Origin of the sequence: Mycolicibacter engbaekii, assembly GCF_002101585.1 — a bacterium.
GTDB lineage: Bacteria > Actinomycetota > Actinomycetes > Mycobacteriales > Mycobacteriaceae > Mycobacterium > Mycobacterium engbaekii.
The window spans coordinates 62,941-83,077 of sequence record NZ_LQOT01000044.1 but is presented as its reverse complement, the minus strand read 5'-3'; the positions used below and the strand labels follow the sequence as shown (position 1 = coordinate 83,077).

Annotated in this window: 16 protein-coding genes; 3 read left to right on the top strand and 13 right to left on the bottom strand. The window is 69.1% G+C overall.

Annotated features, from left to right (window positions below):
• Positions 1–23 precede the first annotated feature (23 nt).
• From AWC02_RS14395 to fdhD, 12 genes are all read right to left on the bottom strand, one after another.
• On the bottom strand, positions 24–896 hold the full coding sequence (locus tag AWC02_RS14395) for an ESX secretion-associated protein EspG (RefSeq protein WP_085129433.1): 873 nt from the start codon (positions 894–896) through the stop codon (positions 24–26).
• Between the two features lie 33 nt (positions 897–929).
• Complete coding sequence (locus tag AWC02_RS14390) at positions 930–1,217, bottom strand: WXG100 family type VII secretion target (protein ID WP_046322721.1); 288 nt, start codon at positions 1,215–1,217, stop codon at positions 930–932.
• 33 nt (positions 1,218–1,250) lie between these two features.
• Positions 1,251–1,544 carry a type VII secretion protein EsxS gene (locus AWC02_RS14385; protein WP_067968459.1) on the bottom strand — a complete coding sequence of 98 codons (294 nt, stop codon included), beginning with the start codon at positions 1,542–1,544 and terminating at the stop codon, positions 1,251–1,253.
• A gap of 16 nt (positions 1,545–1,560) precedes the next feature.
• Entirely contained in the window at positions 1,561–3,009 is a 1,449-nt protein-coding gene (locus AWC02_RS14380; RefSeq protein WP_085129432.1) for a PPE family protein, read from the bottom strand.
• A complete protein-coding gene (locus AWC02_RS14375; protein ID WP_085129431.1) occupies positions 3,009–3,320 on the bottom strand; it encodes a PE family protein in 312 nt (103 codons plus the stop codon). The genes AWC02_RS14380 and AWC02_RS14375 overlap by 1 nt, the downstream gene beginning before the upstream one ends.
• A 27-nt stretch (positions 3,321–3,347) precedes the next feature.
• Positions 3,348–7,310 carry a type VII secretion protein EccCa gene (gene eccCa, locus AWC02_RS14370; RefSeq protein ID WP_085129430.1) on the bottom strand — a complete coding sequence of 1,321 codons (3,963 nt, stop codon included), beginning with the start codon at positions 7,308–7,310 and terminating at the stop codon, positions 3,348–3,350.
• Positions 7,307–8,929: a type VII secretion protein EccB gene (gene eccB, locus AWC02_RS14365; RefSeq protein WP_085129429.1), complete on the bottom strand. Its 1,623-nt coding sequence runs from the start codon at positions 8,927–8,929 to the stop codon at positions 7,307–7,309. Before eccB ends, eccCa begins: the two co-directional genes overlap by 4 nt.
• Complete coding sequence (eccA, locus tag AWC02_RS14360; RefSeq protein ID WP_085129428.1) at positions 8,926–10,758, bottom strand: type VII secretion AAA-ATPase EccA; 1,833 nt, start codon at positions 10,756–10,758, stop codon at positions 8,926–8,928. Before eccA ends, eccB begins: the two co-directional genes overlap by 4 nt.
• 267 nt (positions 10,759–11,025) lie before the next feature.
• Positions 11,026–11,925 (bottom strand): class I SAM-dependent methyltransferase, encoded by a 900-nt coding sequence (locus AWC02_RS14355; RefSeq protein ID WP_085129463.1) that lies wholly within the window; start codon positions 11,923–11,925, stop codon positions 11,026–11,028.
• A 79-nt stretch (positions 11,926–12,004) separates the two neighbouring features.
• Positions 12,005–12,292, bottom strand: a complete 288-nt coding sequence (locus tag AWC02_RS14350) for a WXG100 family type VII secretion target (protein WP_046322721.1) — start codon at positions 12,290–12,292, stop codon at positions 12,005–12,007.
• A 33-nt stretch (positions 12,293–12,325) separates the two neighbouring features.
• Complete coding sequence (locus AWC02_RS14345) at positions 12,326–12,619, bottom strand: type VII secretion protein EsxS (protein WP_067968459.1); 294 nt, start codon at positions 12,617–12,619, stop codon at positions 12,326–12,328.
• Positions 12,620–12,791: 172 nt separating this feature from the next.
• Positions 12,792–13,631 (bottom strand): formate dehydrogenase accessory sulfurtransferase FdhD, encoded by an 840-nt coding sequence (gene fdhD / locus AWC02_RS14340; RefSeq protein ID WP_085129427.1) that lies wholly within the window; start codon positions 13,629–13,631, stop codon positions 12,792–12,794.
• Between the two features lie 90 nt (positions 13,632–13,721).
• On the opposite strand from fdhD, the gene fdh reads away from it, so the two are divergent.
• The 3 genes from fdh to nrfD are packed head-to-tail and all read left to right on the top strand — an operon-like array spanning position 13,722 to position 19,023.
• Positions 13,722–17,006 (top strand): formate dehydrogenase, encoded by a 3,285-nt coding sequence (gene fdh, locus AWC02_RS14335; protein WP_085129426.1) that lies wholly within the window; start codon positions 13,722–13,724, stop codon positions 17,004–17,006.
• Complete coding sequence (locus AWC02_RS14330) at positions 17,006–17,977, top strand: 4Fe-4S dicluster domain-containing protein (RefSeq protein ID WP_085129425.1); 972 nt, start codon at positions 17,006–17,008, stop codon at positions 17,975–17,977. The genes fdh and AWC02_RS14330 overlap by 1 nt, the downstream gene beginning before the upstream one ends.
• Entirely contained in the window at positions 17,974–19,023 is a 1,050-nt protein-coding gene (nrfD, locus tag AWC02_RS14325; protein ID WP_085129424.1) for an NrfD/PsrC family molybdoenzyme membrane anchor subunit, read from the top strand. The genes AWC02_RS14330 and nrfD overlap by 4 nt, the downstream gene beginning before the upstream one ends.
• On the opposite strand, the gene AWC02_RS14320 is transcribed toward nrfD, so the two are convergent.
• A complete protein-coding gene (locus AWC02_RS14320) occupies positions 19,007–20,122 on the bottom strand; it encodes a DUF4185 domain-containing protein (protein ID WP_085129423.1) in 1,116 nt (371 codons plus the stop codon). The two genes, nrfD and AWC02_RS14320, sit on opposite strands and share 17 nt — an antisense overlap.
• Positions 20,123–20,137 lie beyond the last annotated feature (15 nt).

Here is a 20,137-nt window from a genome sequence, read left to right as displayed (position 1 = left end):
GCTGTTGGGGATGTTTGCGCTGTCTAGGACAGCTGGGGGGTGAAATCTCGGGTCAGGCGCCGGCCGGGGAACCAGCTGCCTTCGGGCAGGGTGGCGGTCAACTGCTCGATCGCGACGGCGGTCGCAAAGTCGGTTCCGGGGCGGAAGGTCGAGACCCATTCGCCGTCGAACGCCTGTGACGGGGTGACCAGGATGCGGCCGGCGTCGGAGTCGACCAGGCTCAGCCCGACTTCGGTGGTGGTGTGCCGACCGTCGCGCGCGCATCCGGCCACCACCTCGACATAGCTGCGCGAGCCGGTGAACACCGACTCGACGATCGGCCTCGCCGAGGCGGGAATGCCTAGGTAGTCAAGCACTTCCGCGAGTGGTGCACCGGCGCGCAGGCGCTCGTCGGCACGCACGCCGGCCCGGGCGGGCAGCGTGAACTCGTCGAAACGGGCGGGCGGGCGCTGGCGCAGTCCCGCGCCGAGCACCGGGACCAGCAGGCGGGGGTCGTTGATGTCCATCACGGTGAAGGTGACCAGTTGCGCATTGCGCAGTGCCACCACCGTGCGGCCGGGCTTGCCGGGCTGATCGCGGCGCGCGACGATGCCCCGCAGCATCTCCGGGGTCCCGCCGGCGGCTGAACTCACGTAGCGCAAGTCCAGCCACCGGTCGGGGAAACACACCACTCGGATCCATTCGGCCACGGCCGGGTTGACCGTGCCGTCCGGCGAGACGACTCCCATCCGGGTCAGTTCGTCGCGCTGGCGCGCCATGAACGCGCCGCGCTCCCCGGCATCGGTGTAGGGCATGGTGATCGCCAAGACCCACGGGAAGGACCCGGCACCCACGGTTTCCGCGATGTACCAGGCTTGCTCGACGGTCAGTTCGGCGGCGTTGGGCTCAGTACCCATCGCTGCTTTCCCTCGCCGAGCAGATCATGGACGTCAGCCCCACTTGGCGGCTTCGGCGGTGTCGCGCGCGTTCATCATCAAGGTGTTGGTCTCGTGCGTGGTGGCCATCGCCCGATAGGCCAGCACCAACTCCTCCATCGCCTGATTCCACTGCGCCTGCCACGCCTGATACGTCATCGACGTATCGCCGTGCCACGCCGCCGACAACGCCGCCTGCTCACTGGCGATATCGGCACCCACGGCCTGCAACGTCCCGGCGTAGGTGTTCATCTCCGCGGCATGCGCCAGCATCGCCGGGTAGTTGTACATAATCTGCGACATCAGACTGTTCTCCTGTCTCTGGCCCCGATAGCCCTAAACCCCGGTGTAACCCGAGGCCGCAGCCGCATCGGCCGCCACATACGTCGAACCGGCATCCGCCAGATTGACCTGCGCCATGTCCAGCAACGCATTCACCCGCGCCGCCATCGCCACAAACCGCGCATGCGACCCCTGAAACGCCGCCGCCGCCTCACCGACGTGAAACGCCTGCGCCGACATCGCCGCCTGCTCCGCCTGCGCCATCGTCGACCGCATCAACGCCGCCTTGGCGCCGAACGCCGACTCCGAGGCAACCAACTGCGGAATATGCGCATCCAACAGACTCATCTCCACACCCCTTTCTCTACTTCTTCTTCGGTTCGGGTTCCGGCTCCCCTGTGGAGTCGGCAAAGTCCTGCTCGCCCCAGCTATCGGGCAACATCGGCATATTGGGACCGCCCCCGAAACCGTCGCCCAGCGTGGCCAGCCCTGCCGCGGTCGCAGCGGCCTGCGGGCCCACGGTTCCGGTGAATCCGAGCGCCCCGGTTCCGCGGTCCGAGCCGGCCGCGGCCGAATGGGCTGCCTGCGGGGGCGCGGCATCCGCGGCCGCCCCGGCGTCGAGGTCCATGAATTCGTCGGCGTGGTCCCGCATCACCGCGCGGCGGCGCCGTCGTGCACGTGCCTTTTCCCTGGCCGACACGCCTACGGCGGCCGCCGGCGCGGGCACCCGCGAGGCCGGTGCCTGCGCCTTGTCCCGGCCGGTCAGGGTGGGGCCCACTCCGCTGCCCGGATGCGCCCCGGCCACCAGGTATCCGAAGGCCGTCGTTCCGGCAGCGGGCGCGGGTGCGGTCGGCGCCGACGGGGCCGGCGGTCCGGGAACACCCGCCGCACCGGGGGTGGCAACGCTGGGGCCGAAGCCCGCGACCACGGCGATGCGGTCGGCCGCCGGGGCCACGCCCGCCGGCACCGGCGCGGCGACGGCCACGGGGGCAAACATCTCTCCGTCGGCCAGCAGGTTCAGCGCCGCCCCGAGAATGATCGCCAGCAGGGCGGGGCTGGCGAAGACCAGCGACCACGTTGTCCAGCCGACGGGCTGGAAGATCGCTTGGTAGCCAACGACAAACAGCAGTGGGAGCCAGGCGGAGGGGTTGGCCAGAATCGCCTGGATTGTCCCGATCGGGTCCTCGAACAGCCGAACCAGCTGGTTCCACAGATCGGTGAAGAAATCCCCGCTGGCGGGCGGGGAGTCCGCCGCGGGCGCAGCGGAGTCCGCTTTCAGCACCGGTGGCGCCTGCACCGGTCGCGGCGCCGAGGCCAGTGCCGCACCGGAGACCGCATGGTAGGTGCCCATCGTGGTCGCCGCCTGGATCCACATCCGGGCGTAGTCGGCTTCGTTGAGTGCGATCGGGATGGTGTTGATCCCGAAGAAGTTGGTGGCGACCAACACCCCGTGCGTCATGCGGTTGGCGGCCAGCTCGGGCAGGGTCGGCATCGTGGCCAGCGCGCTGGTGTAGGCCGCTGCGGCCACCTCGTGCTGGGCGGCTACCCCGGCGCTGTCCGCGCTGGCCTGAGTCAGCCATGCCAGATAGGGCACGTGCGCCGCCAGATACTGCTCGGCACTGGGACCTTGCCACGCACCGGCCTGCACCGTACCCAGCAGCGCGGTGAGTTCGTCTGCCGCCGAGGCGTATTCGACGCTCAGCGCATTCCACACCCCGGCAGCCGACAACAGCGGACCCGCACCGGGGCCGCTGCTCAGCAATGCTGAATGCACCTCCGGCGGGGAGGCGATCCAGACCGGGGCGAGGGCCATCAGCCCCGCGCGCCCAAGAAGTACGTCGACGCGCCCGCGGCATCACCGGCGGCGTAGTTGACACCGGACTCACCGACAGCGATACCGGCGCGGCCCAATTCGGCGGCGCCCTGAGCGCCCACTGCGGCGTGCTCGCTGCCCTGGGCGCTGAAACCGGCCGCGGTCTGCAGCGACACCGGGTCGGCCGCCGGCGGCACCACCGCGGTGATCAGGGGGGCGGCGCTGGCCTGCGCGGCCGCCAGGCGGGCGGTCAGCGCTTCAACCGCTGCGCTGGCTGCGGCGAGACCTTCGGGAACCACGTTGAGCGTCATGACAGTTACTCCTTCCGCACTTTCGTGTCAGTTGGTGAGGCTTTCGGTGAACGTGGGGTTGACGAGTTGTAGGTAGGTGGGTTCGTCGTTGTCGCTGAGCAGGATTGCGCGGCCTGCGGGCAGGCGTGCGAAGCGTTGGCCTCGGATCTTGCCGCTGTCGGCGGGGTTGCCCGACAGCATCAGTGTGGTGGCTTGCAGGTCGTTGAGGCGGCGCAGCAACGGGTTGGTCATCAGGGCGTGACCCGAGCCGGTGGCCCGGCCGGTGACGATGACACGCAGTCCCAGATCCCCGGCCTGAGACAGCAGTTCGATCAGGGTGGTCCAGGGACGCTGCCCGGCATAGGGCCCGGTCAACGCCGGGGTGTCGGGGATCGCGTCGACATCATCGATGAGCAGGTAATGGGTGTGCCCCTCATAGCTCCAGGCCGCCAGATCCGCCGCCGACAACCCCGCCGGGGGCCGCCGCGAACCGATCAGCGCGGACAGGCCCAGCATCGCCGGGATGATCCGGTCGATGTTGGCGGTGTATTCGTTGTCGTCGAACAACGGTTCATCGACCAGATGCAGGCGCCGGTCGAGCACGGTGAACGCCACCTGCTCGGCACTGGAATGCTCCCGCACCGTGCGGATGATGTGCCGCAACAAAGTGGTCTTGCCCGACTTGGCATCCCCGAGCACCAGCAGCAACGGGTTGGCGGTGAAGTCGACCTGCACCGGGGCCAGGTCCTCTTCGCGGACCCCGATGACGATGCGTTCCGGTGCCGGATACAGCGGCCCGACCTCCTCGGGAGCCAGGTTGGTCGGCAGCAGCCGCACCGGGGGTGCGGCCAGCCCGGGATAGCCGGCGTTGATCGCCGCGATCTGACCCAGATCCGGTAGGGCGATCAAGAAATGCTCGGCAGCCATGGTCAGACCCCGGCCGGGCTGGTTGGCCGGCACCGCCTCCGCGGGCCGGGTCAACGCCCCAGCCACCCGCACATTGCTGTCGCGGGCGTCGTGGAGTTTGAGTTCCAGACGCAACCCCAGCCCGTCACGCATCGCCAACGGCACCTCCAGCCAGCTGGGGGTCGTGACGATCACATGGATGCCGTAGGCCAAACCGACGTTGACCAGCTCGGTCACCTTGGCCAGCAACGGGTTGCGGGTGTTGAACGCATCGGTGTTGTCGCGGCTGAACGCATACAGGTTGTCGATGACCAAAAACACTTCACCGTAACCATCGTTGAACGCCCCGACACTGCCGTCGCGGAACGCCTCCCGCTGCTGACGGGCAGCCAACAGTTGCTCGAGTTCACCGAAGGTCCGCCGGATCCGCTCGGGCTCCAACCCTGAGGCCACACTGCCCACATGGGCCAGATCCTGCAAGGCCCGCAGCTGCCCGCCGCCGTAATCGAGGACATAGAAACTGACTTCCCGCGGCGAATGCAGCTGCGCGGCCGACAAGATGAACGTCTGCAACGCCGTGGTCTTGCCCGACTTCGGGCCACCGTGGATCAGCAGGTTGCCCGAGGCGGAGCGGGCATCGAAGACCAGGGGGTCGCGCCGCATGTCGAACGGCTTGTCGATCTCACCCAGCGGCCAGCGCAGCTGCCGCGCCCCGATCCCCGCGGCGGCCAACGTCGCCGCCAACGGAATCGGCTCATCCAGCGGCGGCAACCACAACGCCGGAGCCTGCGGCCCGTACTGCGCCAACTGATCCCCGATGGTGGCGATCAGCTTGCGGGGCGGACCCAGCACCTCCTCCTCGACCTCACCGACCACCACCGTCTCCGCACCGGAGTCCACCGCGGCCGCAGTGAACAGTTTCGGTTCGGGCAGGGCATGCATCACCACCGACCGCGCCGCCCGTGGCGGGTCATAGATCCCGTCGACATAGGTGGAGCGGAACTTGATCGGCGCCGCCCCCGGAGCGGGCACCAAAAAGCCCTCGCCCTTGTGCTCTTTACCCGATTCGATGTGGTAGGCGTCCTCGACGCCGATGATCTGCCGCGACACACTCGGGCTCGCGACCTTCAACCCGATCCGGTACGAGGTGTTCTTGTCGATGTCCTTGATCTTGCCGACATCCAATGTCTGCGAGGCGAACAGGATATGGATGCGGAACGACCGGCCCTTGCGGGCCACATAGTCGAACAACTCCGCATACTCCGGATGATCGGCCAGCATCAGCGTGAACTCATCGGCCACGATGAACAACGTCGGGATCGGCGCCAGATCATGACCGGCGGCGATCGCCGCCTCATACTCGGTCACGGAGTTAAACGCACTGCCCTGCACCCGGCGACCGGCCTCACGCAACAACAACTCCCGCCGCGCCACCTCACCACGCAACGTGTCGGCGAAGCGATCGGCCAACGACTTCTTCTCGGCCATGTTCGAGATGACGGCCACGACCTGCGGGAAATGCCGGAAGATGTCCGCGCCGGCTTCGCCCTTGAAGTCGGCGTAGATCACGATCAGCCGATCGGCCGAATGCGTGGTCAACAACGACAACAGGATCGACATCAACGTCTGCGACTTGCCCGAGCCGGTCATGCCGATCATCAACCCGTGCGGGCCCATCCCGCCCTCGGCCTCATCCTTGAGATCGAAAAACAGGGGTTCACCGGTCGCGGTCACCCCGATCGGGACCCGCAACTCCTCCTCGCGGCTGCGCGGCGCCCACAACGCCGGCACATCCAACCGCGACGCATCAGCGATCCCCAACAACGTGGTGAACGTGGCCCCACGGGTGCCCGCCGACCGCAACCCCGCATGGGTCGGGTTGGAATCCCAGCGCGACAACCGCCGCGCCACATGCGCAGCCTCATCAGCGCCCAAGGAATCCGCGGCATCGACATAACGCACCCAGCCGGCCCCGCCCTGCCAACGATCCAACGCCACCCCACCGGCGGTCACCCGCAGGATCGGGCGTTCGGGGTCGGCGTACTGCTCGCGATGCGGCGCCGCCGCCACCCGCTGCACCACCGTCACCCCGGCCCGCGCGGCCCCCAACACCGAACCCGCCACATCGAAATCCGGGTCATCAACAATCACCAACAGATGCCGGCCCGCCTCCGTCTCACCGGTGAACGCCGGACGCGACGCCAACTCCGGCGCCAACAACCCCACCAACTCCGCGGCACTGGTCGCCAGGTAGCGGGCCGGGCCCACCCCATCGACCTGACCGGCGATATCGGCGTGCGGCAACCACTTCAACCACGACCACGCCGCCGACTCCAACTCCGGTGAGGCCAGCGCCACCCCCAACACCGTCGGGTCATGCCACGTCACCGCCTGAGCCACCCACGCCCGCAACGCCGCCCGCACCTCATCAGCGGCATCCTCGCCCTCACCGAGCACCGTGACCCGCGACAACTTCGCCACATCCAGCCCCACCGGCACATCACGCACCGTGCGCTGGGTGTCCAGCAACGACCGCAACGCACTGTGCGAGACCGGCTCCAGATCAATCTCATCGGCGATATCGGCCACCCGCACCGCAGCAGCCAACGGCACCACATGCCGCCCGGTGCGCACCACCAGGAAGTCCTCGTCGTGCGGATCGCGTTCCCACTGCCGCCGCGAACCCGGCACCGCCACCAAATCCGCAGGATCGGGGTGCGACCACTCCGCCGCCGCCCGCTGCTTAGCCGCAGCACCGCGAATGTTGTCCCGGACCACCGACAGATACCGCAGATAATCGGCCCGCTCGGCATCGATCTCCACGGTGCGCGTCTTCTTATCCCCGCCCCGATAAATACCGGCCGCCGCCACCAACAACGCAAACGGGAAGAACAACATCACCGGAGACACCAACCGCATCCCCGTCGCGACCATGGCGATCACCATGCCCACGATCAAGATCACGATCACCACCGGCAACGCCCGCTGCAAAAACGACGCCGGCACCAACCGCGGCAACTCCGGCGGCGCCTCCACCGTGATCGCACCCCGATCCACCGGCGGCACCGGCAACCGACGACGCGCCTCGAAAATCAAACGACTCATCGGGTCTCTCCCCCGTTAGCAGCGGTACCCAGCTCAGTGGTGGCACGACGGACCGGACTCGGATCCGGCGCCAACCCGTCATGAGCCAGCAACGCATCAGCACGCGACAAAGTAGGTCCAAGGGCGAACTGCGACAGCACCGACCACGGAACGGCCAACGCCGGCTCACTCAAACCGAGAGCAGAGACCGTGTCGCCGTCACCGCCGGCGCTGCCGGCCTCGGTGTTGATGCCGTACCGCACACCGGTGTCGGAGATCCAGAACAGCGGACCGGCTTTCGCGTCGGCCGTGGGATCGCTGCTGACGCTCTGGACGAAGTACCCCGTTCCGGGGGTCAGGGCGACGCGGGCGGCCGTGCCGCCCACTCCGGCACCCACCAGATCCAGCGTGCGCACACCCTCGCGCAACGGCAGCGTCGAACCCGACAGCAACGTCAACGAACTGGTGCTCGCGCCGGCGGGCTTGCTCCACTGCGCGCACGTCACCGGCGCCGACACACCATCGACCACATGCACCGGCCGCTCCGGGAAACGCGCGACATCCAACTGCCGCGACACCGGCAACCGCGCAATGTCATCAGCGCCCAACACCGGCGGCCGCTCCAAACCATGCGAATCGGTGTTACGCAGCACCGCCGCAAGCACTCCCGAGATCGGCTGCAAGCCGTCTTCGAGCACCGCGTAGTAGCGCAACGCGGCTTCGGAGCCGCCGTCGAGCACGTGCGCGGCCACCACGGCGCCCACGGGGGCGGCTGCCGGCAAGTCGTAGGACGGTTTGGCGCCCGCGCCGGCGATCACCGGCGCCACCAAGGCCGGCGCCTCCGGAACGGTGTTGAACAGGCCCGTGGCGATCGTGCGCGGCGTGGGGACCGCCGCGCCGCGCTCACCGAGGCCCAGTGCCGCGGTGACGGTCCGGTCGGACAGATCGATGCGGCTGCGCTTGCCGTCCCACAGCATCCAGGCGCCGGATCCGTTGTCGGCCAGCACCACTGCGTCAGCGCCCAGCACACCGGCACGCGAACCGCTGTGATCCAACGGGCCGGCGATCACCGTCACACCGGCGGTCGAACCCGACACCGCGTCGCACACCGTCCACTCGGCGTCGCGGGTGCTATTGGGCACCATGCGTTCGGGGGCGCCGGGAATGCCGATGAGGTTGCCGCGGGCGAATTTGTCCAGCGCAGCACCTTTCACCATGGTCGGGTTGACCGGTCGCCCGGCGATCAGGCGCGCCGACGTCAGGTTCAGGACCGGGTGCAGCTGGTCGCCGACCCGCACGTACAGCGCCGAGGTGGTGCGGTCGGCCAGCACCGGGTCGTCGTTGGCCGCGCTGTTGGGCCAGATCAGGGTGAACACGAAGCAGCCGCCCACCACGGTGGCCAGTACCAGCAGACCCATCAACACGGCGCGGGTCTGGGAGCGCAGCGGCTCCACCAGCATCCGGGTGTCGTGCAGGGCGACGCCGGAGGCGATCCGGCGCATGACGAAACGCCAGCCGCTGACCTGGTGTTTGGTGACGAACCCGCGCCGGTACTCGACCCGGTCGGGGTTGTCGTTGACCGGGGTGCGCGAGGCGAATGAGCGCCGCTGGTCCTCGGGCCGCTCCAACGGGGCGCTCATTGGTTGGCCTCCAGGCCCAGGCCACGCAGCAACGGCGCCACCGAGTTGCGGACGTCTTCGGTCGTGATCGTCATGAGCTCCTCATCGGTGAACAGCCCGGTGCCGGACTGTTCGGAATGGTCAAGCCGGAATTCGCGCTCTTCCTCCGAGCGTTCGACCAGGTTTCGCACAAACCGGCCGTTACCGGCGATGTCCAGGCTGCGGCGGTCGATGCCGTTGGCGTCGGGGTGCGACGCGGCGGCAAGCTGACCGAACAGCGCCTGCATCTCCTCGAGCGCGGTCTGCTCGAAACGGCTGTCGCGTTGCTCGGCCATCTTCACGGCGATCTCGACCAACTCCGGCGGCTGGTACGACGGGAACTCGATGCTGCGGGTGAACCGCGAGCGCAGACCCTCGTTGGTGTCCAGGAACCGGTCCAGGTCAGCGCGGTAACCCGCGACGATCACCACCAGGCGGTCACGGTCGTTCTCCATCCGCGCCAGCAGGGTGTCGATGGCGACCAGACCGAAGTCGTTCTTGGCGCCGGTGGCCACCAGCGCGTAGGCCTCGTCGAGGAACAGCACGCCGTCGAGGGCGCTGTCGATGATGGCGTTGGTCTTGGCCTCGGTCTCGCCGATGTGCTGGCCGATCAGGTCGGCCCGGTGCACCTCTTTGATGTTCTCTTTCTTCAGCAGCCCCAGGCCGCAGTAGATCTTGGCCACCACGCGGGCGATGGTGGTCTTACCGGTTCCGGGCGGTCCGGCGAAGACCAGGTGGTGGGCGCGCTGGCCGACGGCGAGCCCGCGCTGCTTGCGCACCACTTCCATGGCCACCGAGCTCTTGAGCCGCTGCACCTGGTTCTTGACTTCCGAGAGCCCGATGAACTCGCCGAGTTCGCGCTCGGCCTCGGCCAGCAGTTCGGCCTTGCGTTCGTGGGCGGACGGATCGACGAAGTCCTCGGCGCTGGGCTCGGTGGCGGGGTCCCACGGATCGGTGCGCGCCTCGATGCGGGCCGCGGTGGTGGTGACGATCCCGAAGCTGTGATCCAGCAGCGCCTGCTGAACCTGTTCGTTCTCCGGGTTGGCGGCATAGAGGTCCTGCAGCACCTCGGCCGCGGTCTCCTCGTCGTCCTGGGCGCGCAGGATCAGGCCCTTGGCCAGCGCTCCGTCCGTCGCCGCGACGGCGATGGGCCCGTCCGGCTCCTCCAGGTAGGACAACGCCGGGGCGTACATGCCCAGCCGCGCCAGGGCGATTCCCAGGGCGATCTTGGCGGCGTGGGTGAACAGCTCGTCGCGCCCGGGGTCGTTGACGATGGGGGTCAGCAGCTTGACCATGTCCGACCAGCGTCCGGCGTGGTGGTTCACCGCGATCGCCAGCCACTGGGCGTCGTTCCAGCCGGGGCGGCGCTGGCTGATCTCGGAGACCACGGCGTTGGCCTCGGCGCACCGGCCGGCCATCGCCAGCTGGGCGGCGTGGGCGAGGTGGAAGTCGTCGGGTTCGGTGGCGCGCAGCTTCAGGTAGAGCCCGGTGTCGTAGTGAAAGCCCAGTTCACCTTGCTTGAGGTCGAGGCGCCGCTGCAGAACGCCCGAGCTGCGGGCGGTCTGCGAGATGGCGGCCAGCACCCGCGGCGACTGGTCGCCGGCGGCGGCCAGGCCGGTCCAGGCGTCGCACTGCTCGTGGGCGATCCGGGTGAGCGCTGCGAAGCCGCTGCGGGCCGCGACCAGGTCGGCGGGGCGTTTGCGCTGGTCGACCTCGATGCCCAGCGCCCGGCAGCAGGTGGCGAACCGGCTGAGGGTTTCTTCGTCGACCCGTGGCTGCGGGGTGAGCAGAGCCGCATCACCGTTGTTCATGCGTGGCTCGCCCCTTCACTGTCATTGACTGAACCAATTCGGCTGAAGTTAGCATTGCATAAGCTAACTGTCGAGGTCGATCGAGACGATCGCCGAGCGACTTCCATCACTGCCGCGAGGCGCCATACCGCCCCCGGACCGGACGTAGGCGCACCGACGTCGTTCCAACCCATTGACCGACTCCTTATTGAAAATCATTTTCGATTGCTTTGCACGCTACCGCATGCCGGCCCACTCGTCGGCAACGGTTCGCTCTGACGACCGCAGCTAGCCTTTGACGGCCCGCACCAGGGAGTTCCGCCGGATCATCTGCCCCGCCGGAGTGTCCGGTTCCGGGACCGGGCGACCCAGCTCCCGCAGGCAGGACTCCAACGGCGTCACGGTGGCGGTCCACCCGCGCGCGCCGAACCACAGATCGGCGGGCGCGTGGCGCTCGTTGTAGACCAGCCGATGGAAGATGCGGGCGTCGTCGCCCGCCTCGACTTCGGCGGCCACGGCCGCTTCGTAGTCTTGCGGGGACATCGGCGCGCCATCCTCGACCGCGACATAGCTGCCCGGGGCCGTCAGGCGCTCGATACCGGCGAACAGCTGCTGTTGGGCCTCAGCGGGCAGATAGATCAGCAGGCCCTCGGCGATCCACGCCGAGGGTTTCGTGGGATCGAAGCCGGCGTCACGCAGCGCCTGCGACCAGTCCTCCCGCAGGTCGACAGCGACCTCACGACGCTCCGCCTTGGGCCGGATACCGCGCTGCGACAGCACATAGCTCTTGAAGGCGAGCACTTGCGGCTGGTCCAGCTCGTAGATCGTCGTCCCGTCCGGCCACGGCAACCGGTACGCCCGGGAGTCCAGCCCGGCCGCCAGAATCACCACCTGGCGCACCCCGGCCGCCATGACCGCGCTGAAGTACTCGTCGAAGTAGCGGGTACGCGCGCCCTGGAAGTTGACGAAGGGCTCCCCGAAATCACTGGACATCAATTCGTGGTCGGGCAGGCTGCCGTCGAGCACCGCCGCCCAGTCTCCACCGGCCGCCCGGCAGAACAGCTCGGCATAGGGATCGACCGCCGCCGGCTCCGGTTTGGCGGCTTCCAGCGCCCGGGCCGCCGCGACGAACAGCGCGGTCGAACCCACGCTGCTGGTGATGTCCCAGCTGTCGCCTTCACTGCGCATCAACGGCATGTCGCCCTCCCCACCCGAGCACGGTGCAACACCCCGGGAACCGCGGCCGAAGCCCGCTCCCCGGCCCCCGTCAGCCCCACTTGGCGGCTTCGGCGGTGTCGCGCGCGTTCATCATCAAGGTGTTGGTCTCGTGCGTGGTGGCCATCGCCCGATAGGCCAGCACCAACTCCTCCATCGCCTGATTCCACTGCGCCTGCCACGCCTGATACGTCATCGACGTATCGCCGTGCCACGCCGCCGACAACGCCGCCTGCTCACTGGCGATATCGGCACCCACGGCCTGCAACGTCCCGGCGTAGGTGTTCATCTCCGCGGCATGCGCCAGCATCGCCGGGTAGTTGTACATAATCTGCGACATCAGACTGTTCTCCTGTCTCTGGCCCCGATAGCCCTAAACCCCGGTGTAACCCGAGGCCGCAGCCGCATCGGCCGCCACATACGTCGAACCGGCATCGGCCAGATTGACCTGCGCCATGTCCAGCAACGCATTCACCCGCGCCGCCATCGCCACAAACCGCGCATGCGACCCCTGAAACGCCGCCGCCGCCTCACCGACGTGAAACGCCTGCGCCGACATCGCCGCCTGCTCCGCCTGCGCCATCGTCGACCGCATCAACGCCGCCTTGGCGCCGAACGCCGACTCCGAGGCAACCAACTGCGGAATATGCGCATCCAACAAGCTCATCTCCACACCCCTATTCCTCAACTACCGATTAGTCGCGGACCGGGCCGCTCGGGTTCCCTCGAGGATGCAACCGGGCCGATCGCGGGGGCACGGAGCGCTTTCCCGGACGGCACGCAATCGGTCCGGTCGATAACTGAGGCCTGATGCTACGCCGTTTACCTAGGTTTTCGATCTATTGCGGCAGATCGCCACCGGTGATGCGGTCGGGTCGGCTGTAGACGTTCATCGAGTCACCCCGCAGGAACGCAACCAGCGTCAACCCGCATTCCTCAGCCAAGTCGACCGCCAGCGACGACGGCGCCGACACCGCAGCCAGGATGGGTGCCCCGGCCATCACCGCCTTCTGCGTCAACTCGAACGAAGCCCGCCCACTGACCAGCAGCACCGACCCGGTCAACGGAACCCGGCCGCGCTCCAGCGCCCAGCCGATCACCTTGTCGACGGCGTTGTGCCGGCCGATGTCCTCCCGGACGACCTGCATCGTGCCGCCGTCGGTGAAGTCGAACAGCGCCGCGGCATGCAGACCTCCGGTGCGGGCGAAGACGTCCTGCGCGGCCCGCAACTGCTCGGGCAGCGCGGTCAACGCCGCCGCGGGCACCTGGACCGGGTCGTCGCCCGGGCGGTATCGGCTCGAAAGACGCACCGCGTCCAGGGCGGCCTTGCCGCAGATGCCACACGAGGAGGTGGCGTAGAAATTGCGGGAGATGTCCACCACCGGCGGCGGCACGTGCGGCGCCAGCGTCACGTCCAGCACGTTGTAGGTGTCGGTGGACCCCGATTCGCCGCAGTAACGCGCGCTCTGTACGTCGTCCCGCCCGGCGATGATCCCCTCGGAGAGCAAGAAGCCCTGCGCCAGCTCGACATCGGATCCCGGCGTGCGCATGGTGACGGTGAGCGGCCGGCCGTCCAGCCGGATTTCCAGCGGCTCCTCCACCGCCAGTGTCTCCAGCCGCTGCGTCGCCTCCCCTGCGACGAGGCGGCTGACCCGCCGGCGCTGCGTTATCCGACTCATCGCTCCATCATCGCGGGTCGGTTTCGGCCGCGGCGCCCGGTTGCCGACGAAGGGGGCGTCACACGCGATCAGCGGGACTACGCTACGAGGATGGCTCAGCGAAAATTCCTGGAATGGCCGGTGATCCGGCAGCTGCGCACCGGCGACGTGTTCGGCCGCGGCCCGGCGGTGACCTCCGAGCAGACCCGCAGCGTTGCGCCGCGAACCGCGACCGCCGACCGGGTGGTCAGCAGCGTCTGCCCGTACTGCGCGGTGGGCTGCGGCCAGCGCGTCTACGTCAAAGACGAGAAGGTCGTGCAGATCGAGGGCGATCCGAACTCGCCGATCTCGCGCGGTCGGCTGTGCCCGAAAGGCGCGGCGAGCGAACAGTTGGTCAACTCGCCGGGCCGCCAGGTCGCCGTGCTCTACCGGGCACCGCGCGCCACGCAGTGGCAGCCGCTGGAACTGGACACCGCGATCGACATGGTGGCCGACCGGTTCATCGCGTCGCGGCGCAGCAAGTGGCAGGAGCACGACAGCGCGGGCCGGCCGGTGCGGCGCACCATGGGCATCGCCTCGCTGGGCGGTGCGACCCTGGACAACGAAGAGAACTACGTCATCAAGAAACTCTTCACCGCCGCCGGCGTGATACAGATCGACAACCAAGCTCGTATTTGACACTCCGCCACGGTTCCCGGTCTGGGAGCCTCCTTCGGTCGCGGTGGCGCGACGCAATATCTGCAAGACATGGCGAATGCCGACTGCATCGTCATCCAGGGCTCGAACATGGCCGAATGCCATCCGGTGGGATTCCAGTGGGTGGAAGAGGCCAAGGCCCGCGGTGCGGTGGTGATCCATGTCGATCCGCGGTTCACCCGGACCTCGGCGGTGTGCGACAAGCACATCCCGATCCGGGCCGGCTCCGACGTGGTGCTGCTGGGTGCGCTGATCAACCACGTGCTCACCCACGACCTGTGGTTCCGTGACTACGTGCTCGCCTACACCAACGCCGCGACGCTGATCAGCGAGGACTTCCGCGACACCGAGGACCTGGGCGGATTGTTCTCCGGGTTCGACCCCGAGACCGGGCAGTACGACCCGACGAGTTGGGCGTATCAGAGCCGTGACGCCGGTGTCATCGGCTCCCCCGGCGGCGGACACGAGCACGGCAGCAGCGCTTCGGCGCGCGCGGCCGGCGAGACGCTCGGCGCTGCCGGAGCGCCGCTCGAACACCCCCGGGTGCTGCGCGACGAAACCCTGCAGCACCCGCAGACCATCTTCCAGATCCTCAAGCGGCACTACGCGCGCTACACCCCCGAGATGGTCCGCGAGGTCTGCGGCATCGATCCCGAGATGTTCGCCTACCTGGCCCGTGCGGTGACGGAAAACTCAGGACGCGAACGCACCACCTGCTTCGCCTACGCGGTGGGCTGGACACAGCACACCCTGGGCGCCCAATACATTCGCACCGCCGCGATCCTGCAGCTGCTGCTGGGCAACGTGGGCCGGCCGGGCGGCGGGATCATGGCGCTGCGCGGCCATGCCAGCATTCAGGGCTCCACCGATATCCCGACGCTCTACGACATGCTGCCCGGCTATCTGCCGATGCCCAAGGCCGGGCGCGACGACACCCTCGGCCAATACCTGGACCGGGTCGGCTCGAAGAGCCAGAAGGGCTTTTGGGCCAACGCCGACGCCTATCTGGTCAGCCTGCTGCGGGCGTGGTGGGGCGACGCCGCGACCGCCGAGAACGACTGGGCGTTCGACTACCTGCCGAAGCTGACCGGCGCGCACGGCACCTACCAGACCGTGACCGGCATGCTCGACGACGAGGTGGAGGGCTACTTCCTGCTCGGGCAGAACCCGGCCGTCGGTTCGGCCAACGGCCGCCAGCAGCGCCTGGGCATGTCACATCTGAAATGGCTGGTGGTGCGGGATCTGAACCTGATCGAGTCGGCCACCTGGTGGAAGGACGGCCCCGAGATCGCCTCCGGCGAACTGCGCACCGAAGACATCGAGACCGAGGTGTTCTTCCTCCCGGCGGCCAGCCACGTCGAGAAGGCCGGGACATTCACCCAGACCCAGCGCCTGCTGCAGTGGCGACACCAGGCCGTCGCACCGCCGGGCGACTGCATCAGCGAGCTGCAGTTCTTCGTCAGGCTGGGCAGCCGCATCCGCGAGAAGCTCGCCGCGTCGACCGATCCCCGGGACCGGCCGCTGCTGGATCTGGTCTGGGACTATCCCGTCGACGAGCACGGCGACCCCGACCCGGAATTCGTGCTGGCCGAAGTCAACGGGCGGCGGTTGACCGGCCCGGATGCCGGCCGGTGCGTCTCGGGCTTCGCCGAGCTGCGCGCCGACGGATCCACGGCCGCCGGCTGCTGGATCTACGCCGGGGTCTACGCCGACGGCGTCAACCGGGCGGCCCGCCGGGTCCCCGGCGGCGGGCCGGGCCCCAGCCAGTCGGAGTGGGGCTGGGCATGGCCGGCCGATCGGCGGATCCTGTACAACCGGGCCTCGGCCGACCCCGACGGGGTGCCGTGGAGCGAACGCAAGCGCTACGTCTGGTGGGACGCCGAGCTGGGCCGCTGGGTGGGTCACGACGTGCCCGACTTCATCGTCGACCGCGCCCCGGGGGCGCGGCCCGACTCGACTCTGGGCGGCCCGGACGCGCTGGCCGGCGACGACCCGTTCATCATGCAGTCCGACGGCAAGGGCTGGCTGTTCGCGCCCAAGGGCGTGGTGGACGGCCCGTTGCCCACCCACTACGAGCCGCAGGAGTCGCCGATCGCCAACGCGGTCTACCACCAGCAGCGCAACCCCGCGCGAATCACCTTCCCACGCAAAGACAATCTGACGGCTCCCAGCGCCGGGGAGCCCGCTGTGGACGTCTACCCGTACGTGTTCACCACCTACCGGCTCACCGAGCACCACACGGCCGGCGGCATGAGTCGCTGGCTGCCGTATCTGGCCGAACTCCAGCCGGAGATGTTCTGCGAGGTCTCCCCCGCCCTGGCCGCCGAACGGGGCCTGGAGAACTTCGGCTGGGCCACCATCGTTTCGCCGCGCGCGGCGATCGAGGCACGGGTGCTGGTGACCGACCGGATGACGCCGTTGATCGTCGGCGGTCATACCGTGCACCAGATCGGGCTGCCCTACCACTGGGGAGTCGGCGGGGATGCGATGGTCAGCGGCGACTCCGCCAACGATCTGCTGGGGGTGACCCTGGATCCCAACGTGCAGATCCAGGAGTCCAAGGTCGGCGCGTGCGACATCCGCCCGGGCCGGCGCCCACACGGGCAGGAGCTGCTGCACCTGATCGCCGAATACCAAAGCCGTTCTGGCACAACGCCGCAGACCGGCAACAATGCCATTGATCCGGAAGGGCGGGACTGATGGGCCAACTGTCCGGGCCGACCGACCCGGCCGCCGACGCCCGGTGGTCGGCGCAACAGGCGCGCAAGGGGTTCTTCACCGACACGTCGATCTGTATCGGTTGCAAGGCCTGCGAAGTGGCGTGCAAGGAGTGGAACCACAACCCCCAGGACGGTCCGCTGGAGTTGCTCGGCTCGTCCTACGACAACACCGGCGCGCTGGGCGCCAGCACCTGGCGGCACGTGGCGTTCATCGAGCAGAACCGTGACCGCATCGAGGAGGCCCGGGAGTCCGGGCGCCAACTGATCGGCCTGGGCATGCCGAAGATGCCCCATGACCCAGACGCCACGCCGGATCTCGCACCGCCGGACACCGATCAGTTCCGCTGGCTGATGGCCTCGGACGTCTGCAAGCACTGCACGCACGCGGGCTGCCTGGATGTGTGCCCGACCGGTTCGCTGTTCCGCACCGAGTTCGGCACGGTGGTGGTGCAGGCCGACGTCTGCAACGGCTGCGGCAACTGCGTGCCGGCGTGCCCGTTCGGGGTGATCGAACGGCGCACCGACGGCATCGCCGAGCCCCGGACCGCCCGCGGCCCGGAACCGGTGCCTAACAACGGCGTCGCCCAGAAGTGCACGCTGTGCTACGACCGGCTGGTCGACGGGGCGCCGCCGGCATGCGCGCAGACCTGTCCGACGCAGTCCATCCGGTACGGCGACCACGACGAGCTGGTGGAGCGGGCCCGGCAGCGGGTGGCCCAGCTGCACGCCCAGGGCCGAACCGAGGCCCGGCTGTACGGGGCCAATGAGCATGACGGGGTGGGCGGCACCGGTTCGGTGTTCCTGCTGCTCGACGAGCCGGAGGTGTATGGGCTTCCGCCCGACCCGCGGGTGGGCACCGCCGACCTGCCGGCCATGCTCAAGCGCTCGGCGATGGCGGCGGCGGGAATGCTGGCCGCGGCGGCCGTCGCCTTCTGGGGGGGACGCCGATGAGCGCGGTCGCCGGTGGGCCACGCCGCGGTGACGGCAAGCGCCGCGGCGGCGGGGACGGTGGCCGCGAGATGGCGATGGTTCCCGACGTGCAGTTCAGCTCCTACTACGGGCGCCCGGTGGTCAAGCCGGCGCCGTGGTCCCACGAGATAGCCGCATACCTCTTCCTGGGCGGCGTGGCCGGCGGATCCGGGCTGCTGGCCGCCGGCGCCCAACTCACCGGCCGAAAGGTGTTGCGGCGCAACGCCCGGTTGTCTGCTCTCGGCGCTCTGGGCCTGAGCACTGCCGCCCTGATCAGCGACCTGGGCCGCCCGGAGCGCTTCGTGAACATGCTGCGCACCATCAAGTTGACCTCGCCGATGAGCATGGGCTCGTGGATCCTGTCGGCGTTCGGCGCGGGCACCGGCGTCGCGGCCGCCGCCGAGGTGGATCGGCTGACCGGCCGGCGGCTGCCCCTGGGGCCGCTGCGCGGCGCACTGCGGGCCGCGGAGGGACCGGCCGGTCTGGAGGCCGGGGTGTTCGCCGCACCGCTGGCCGTTTACACCGCGGTGTTGCTCGGCGACACCGCGACCCCGACCTGGCACGGCGCGCACCGCGACCTGCCGTTCGTGTTCGTCAGCTCGGCCGGCCTGGCCTCCGGCGGTCTGGCGATGCTGACCACGCCGGTGCGCGAGGCCGGGCCGGCCCGGCGTTTGGCGGTGCTCGGGGTCCTCGGCGACCTCATCGCGATGCGCGCCATGGAACACCGGATGGACCCGACCGCCGCCGAGCCGCTGCGGCGCGGCCGCGCCGGGGCGATGCTGCGGTGGAGCGAACGGCTGGCGATCGCCGGCGGGCTCGGGACGCTGGTGGGCGGGCGGCGCCGCGGCCTTGCGGCGCTCTCAGGCCTGGCGCTGCTGGGCGCCTCGGCGCTGACCCGGTTCGGGATCTTCGAGGCCGGCATGGCCTCGGCGAAGGACCCGCGCTACACCATCGAGCCGCAGAAGCGCCGGCTGGCGGCGCGCCGTGCCGCCGGCATCACCGGGGACTCGATCACGACGGTGGACTGACCGACCAGGGCTTGAACGGGTTGACCGCGAACTGGATGACCCGATAGGGCGCCCGGTCCCGCGGCTGGGTGTTCCATTGGCTGACGAACACCCGCAGCTCGTCCAGCGTCGATCCCGGGGAGATGTAGCCGCCGTAGGGCTGAGCCAGGCGGTTGTCGAACGGTGACGGCAGGGTCTCGACGGGCACCGGCGGATCCGGCCACTCGGCATGCTGGACCACCGTGGTCACCGGGGCGGTGCCCAGCCCGGTCGGCTCGTAGGCGACCCGCACCTCCATGTTGCCGGTGGTGCCGTTGAAGTAGGACAGCACCGGCTTGCCGTCGACCTGGCGCAGGCTGAGCTCACCGATCTGGTCGTTCCACAGCGGTGTGGGCGGATGTCCCCAGCCGGCGCTCGCCGACCAGCCCTGCCAGGCGCTGCGGTCGGTGAACCGGGCCGGGGCGACCCGGTAGAGCGTCACCGCGGCGCTGCGGTCGAAGTTGTTGGCGACGATGTACACCCAGCCGGTGGCCGAGTCCGGCGTCGGCACCGGGTCGTAGTAGCCGCTGATCTGGGACTGGCCGTGATCCTGATAGGAGGCCGGTCGCACCGATCCGGGAACCGTCTGCCAACCCGGTTGCGCCGGATCGGCTTTCACCAGCCGCGAGCTCTGTGGCACCAGCATCTTCGCGGTGGTCACCAGCAGATAGTTGGTCCGGTTGATCGACACGATCCCGGCCGGCAGTTGGTTTGCGCCCACCGGCGCCGGGTCGGCGAGCAGCGGCTTGTCCACTCCCAGCACCCCGGTGTAGCGCACCCCGGCGGGGTCATCCACCGAGTCGGGATCGGCGCGCAGCGCGATCGGCGAATACCAGCCGCCGTAGCCCACGCCCTGCCCTGCGAAGCTGTCGCCGCAGATCTGCAGCACCGCGCTGGGGAACTCCATGAACTCGCACAGGTCGGTGGCGCCGATCCCGTAATCGCCGGTGGGCGTGCCGGTTCCGGCGGTGGGGCCGATGCGCACCACTTGGCCCTCGGCGAGCGGCCACAGCACCGGACGCGGGATGGGTGCGGGCGGCTCGGCGTGCGCCGTCGCGGGCAGCGCCAACAGCAGTGCCATCACCGCCGACCCCGC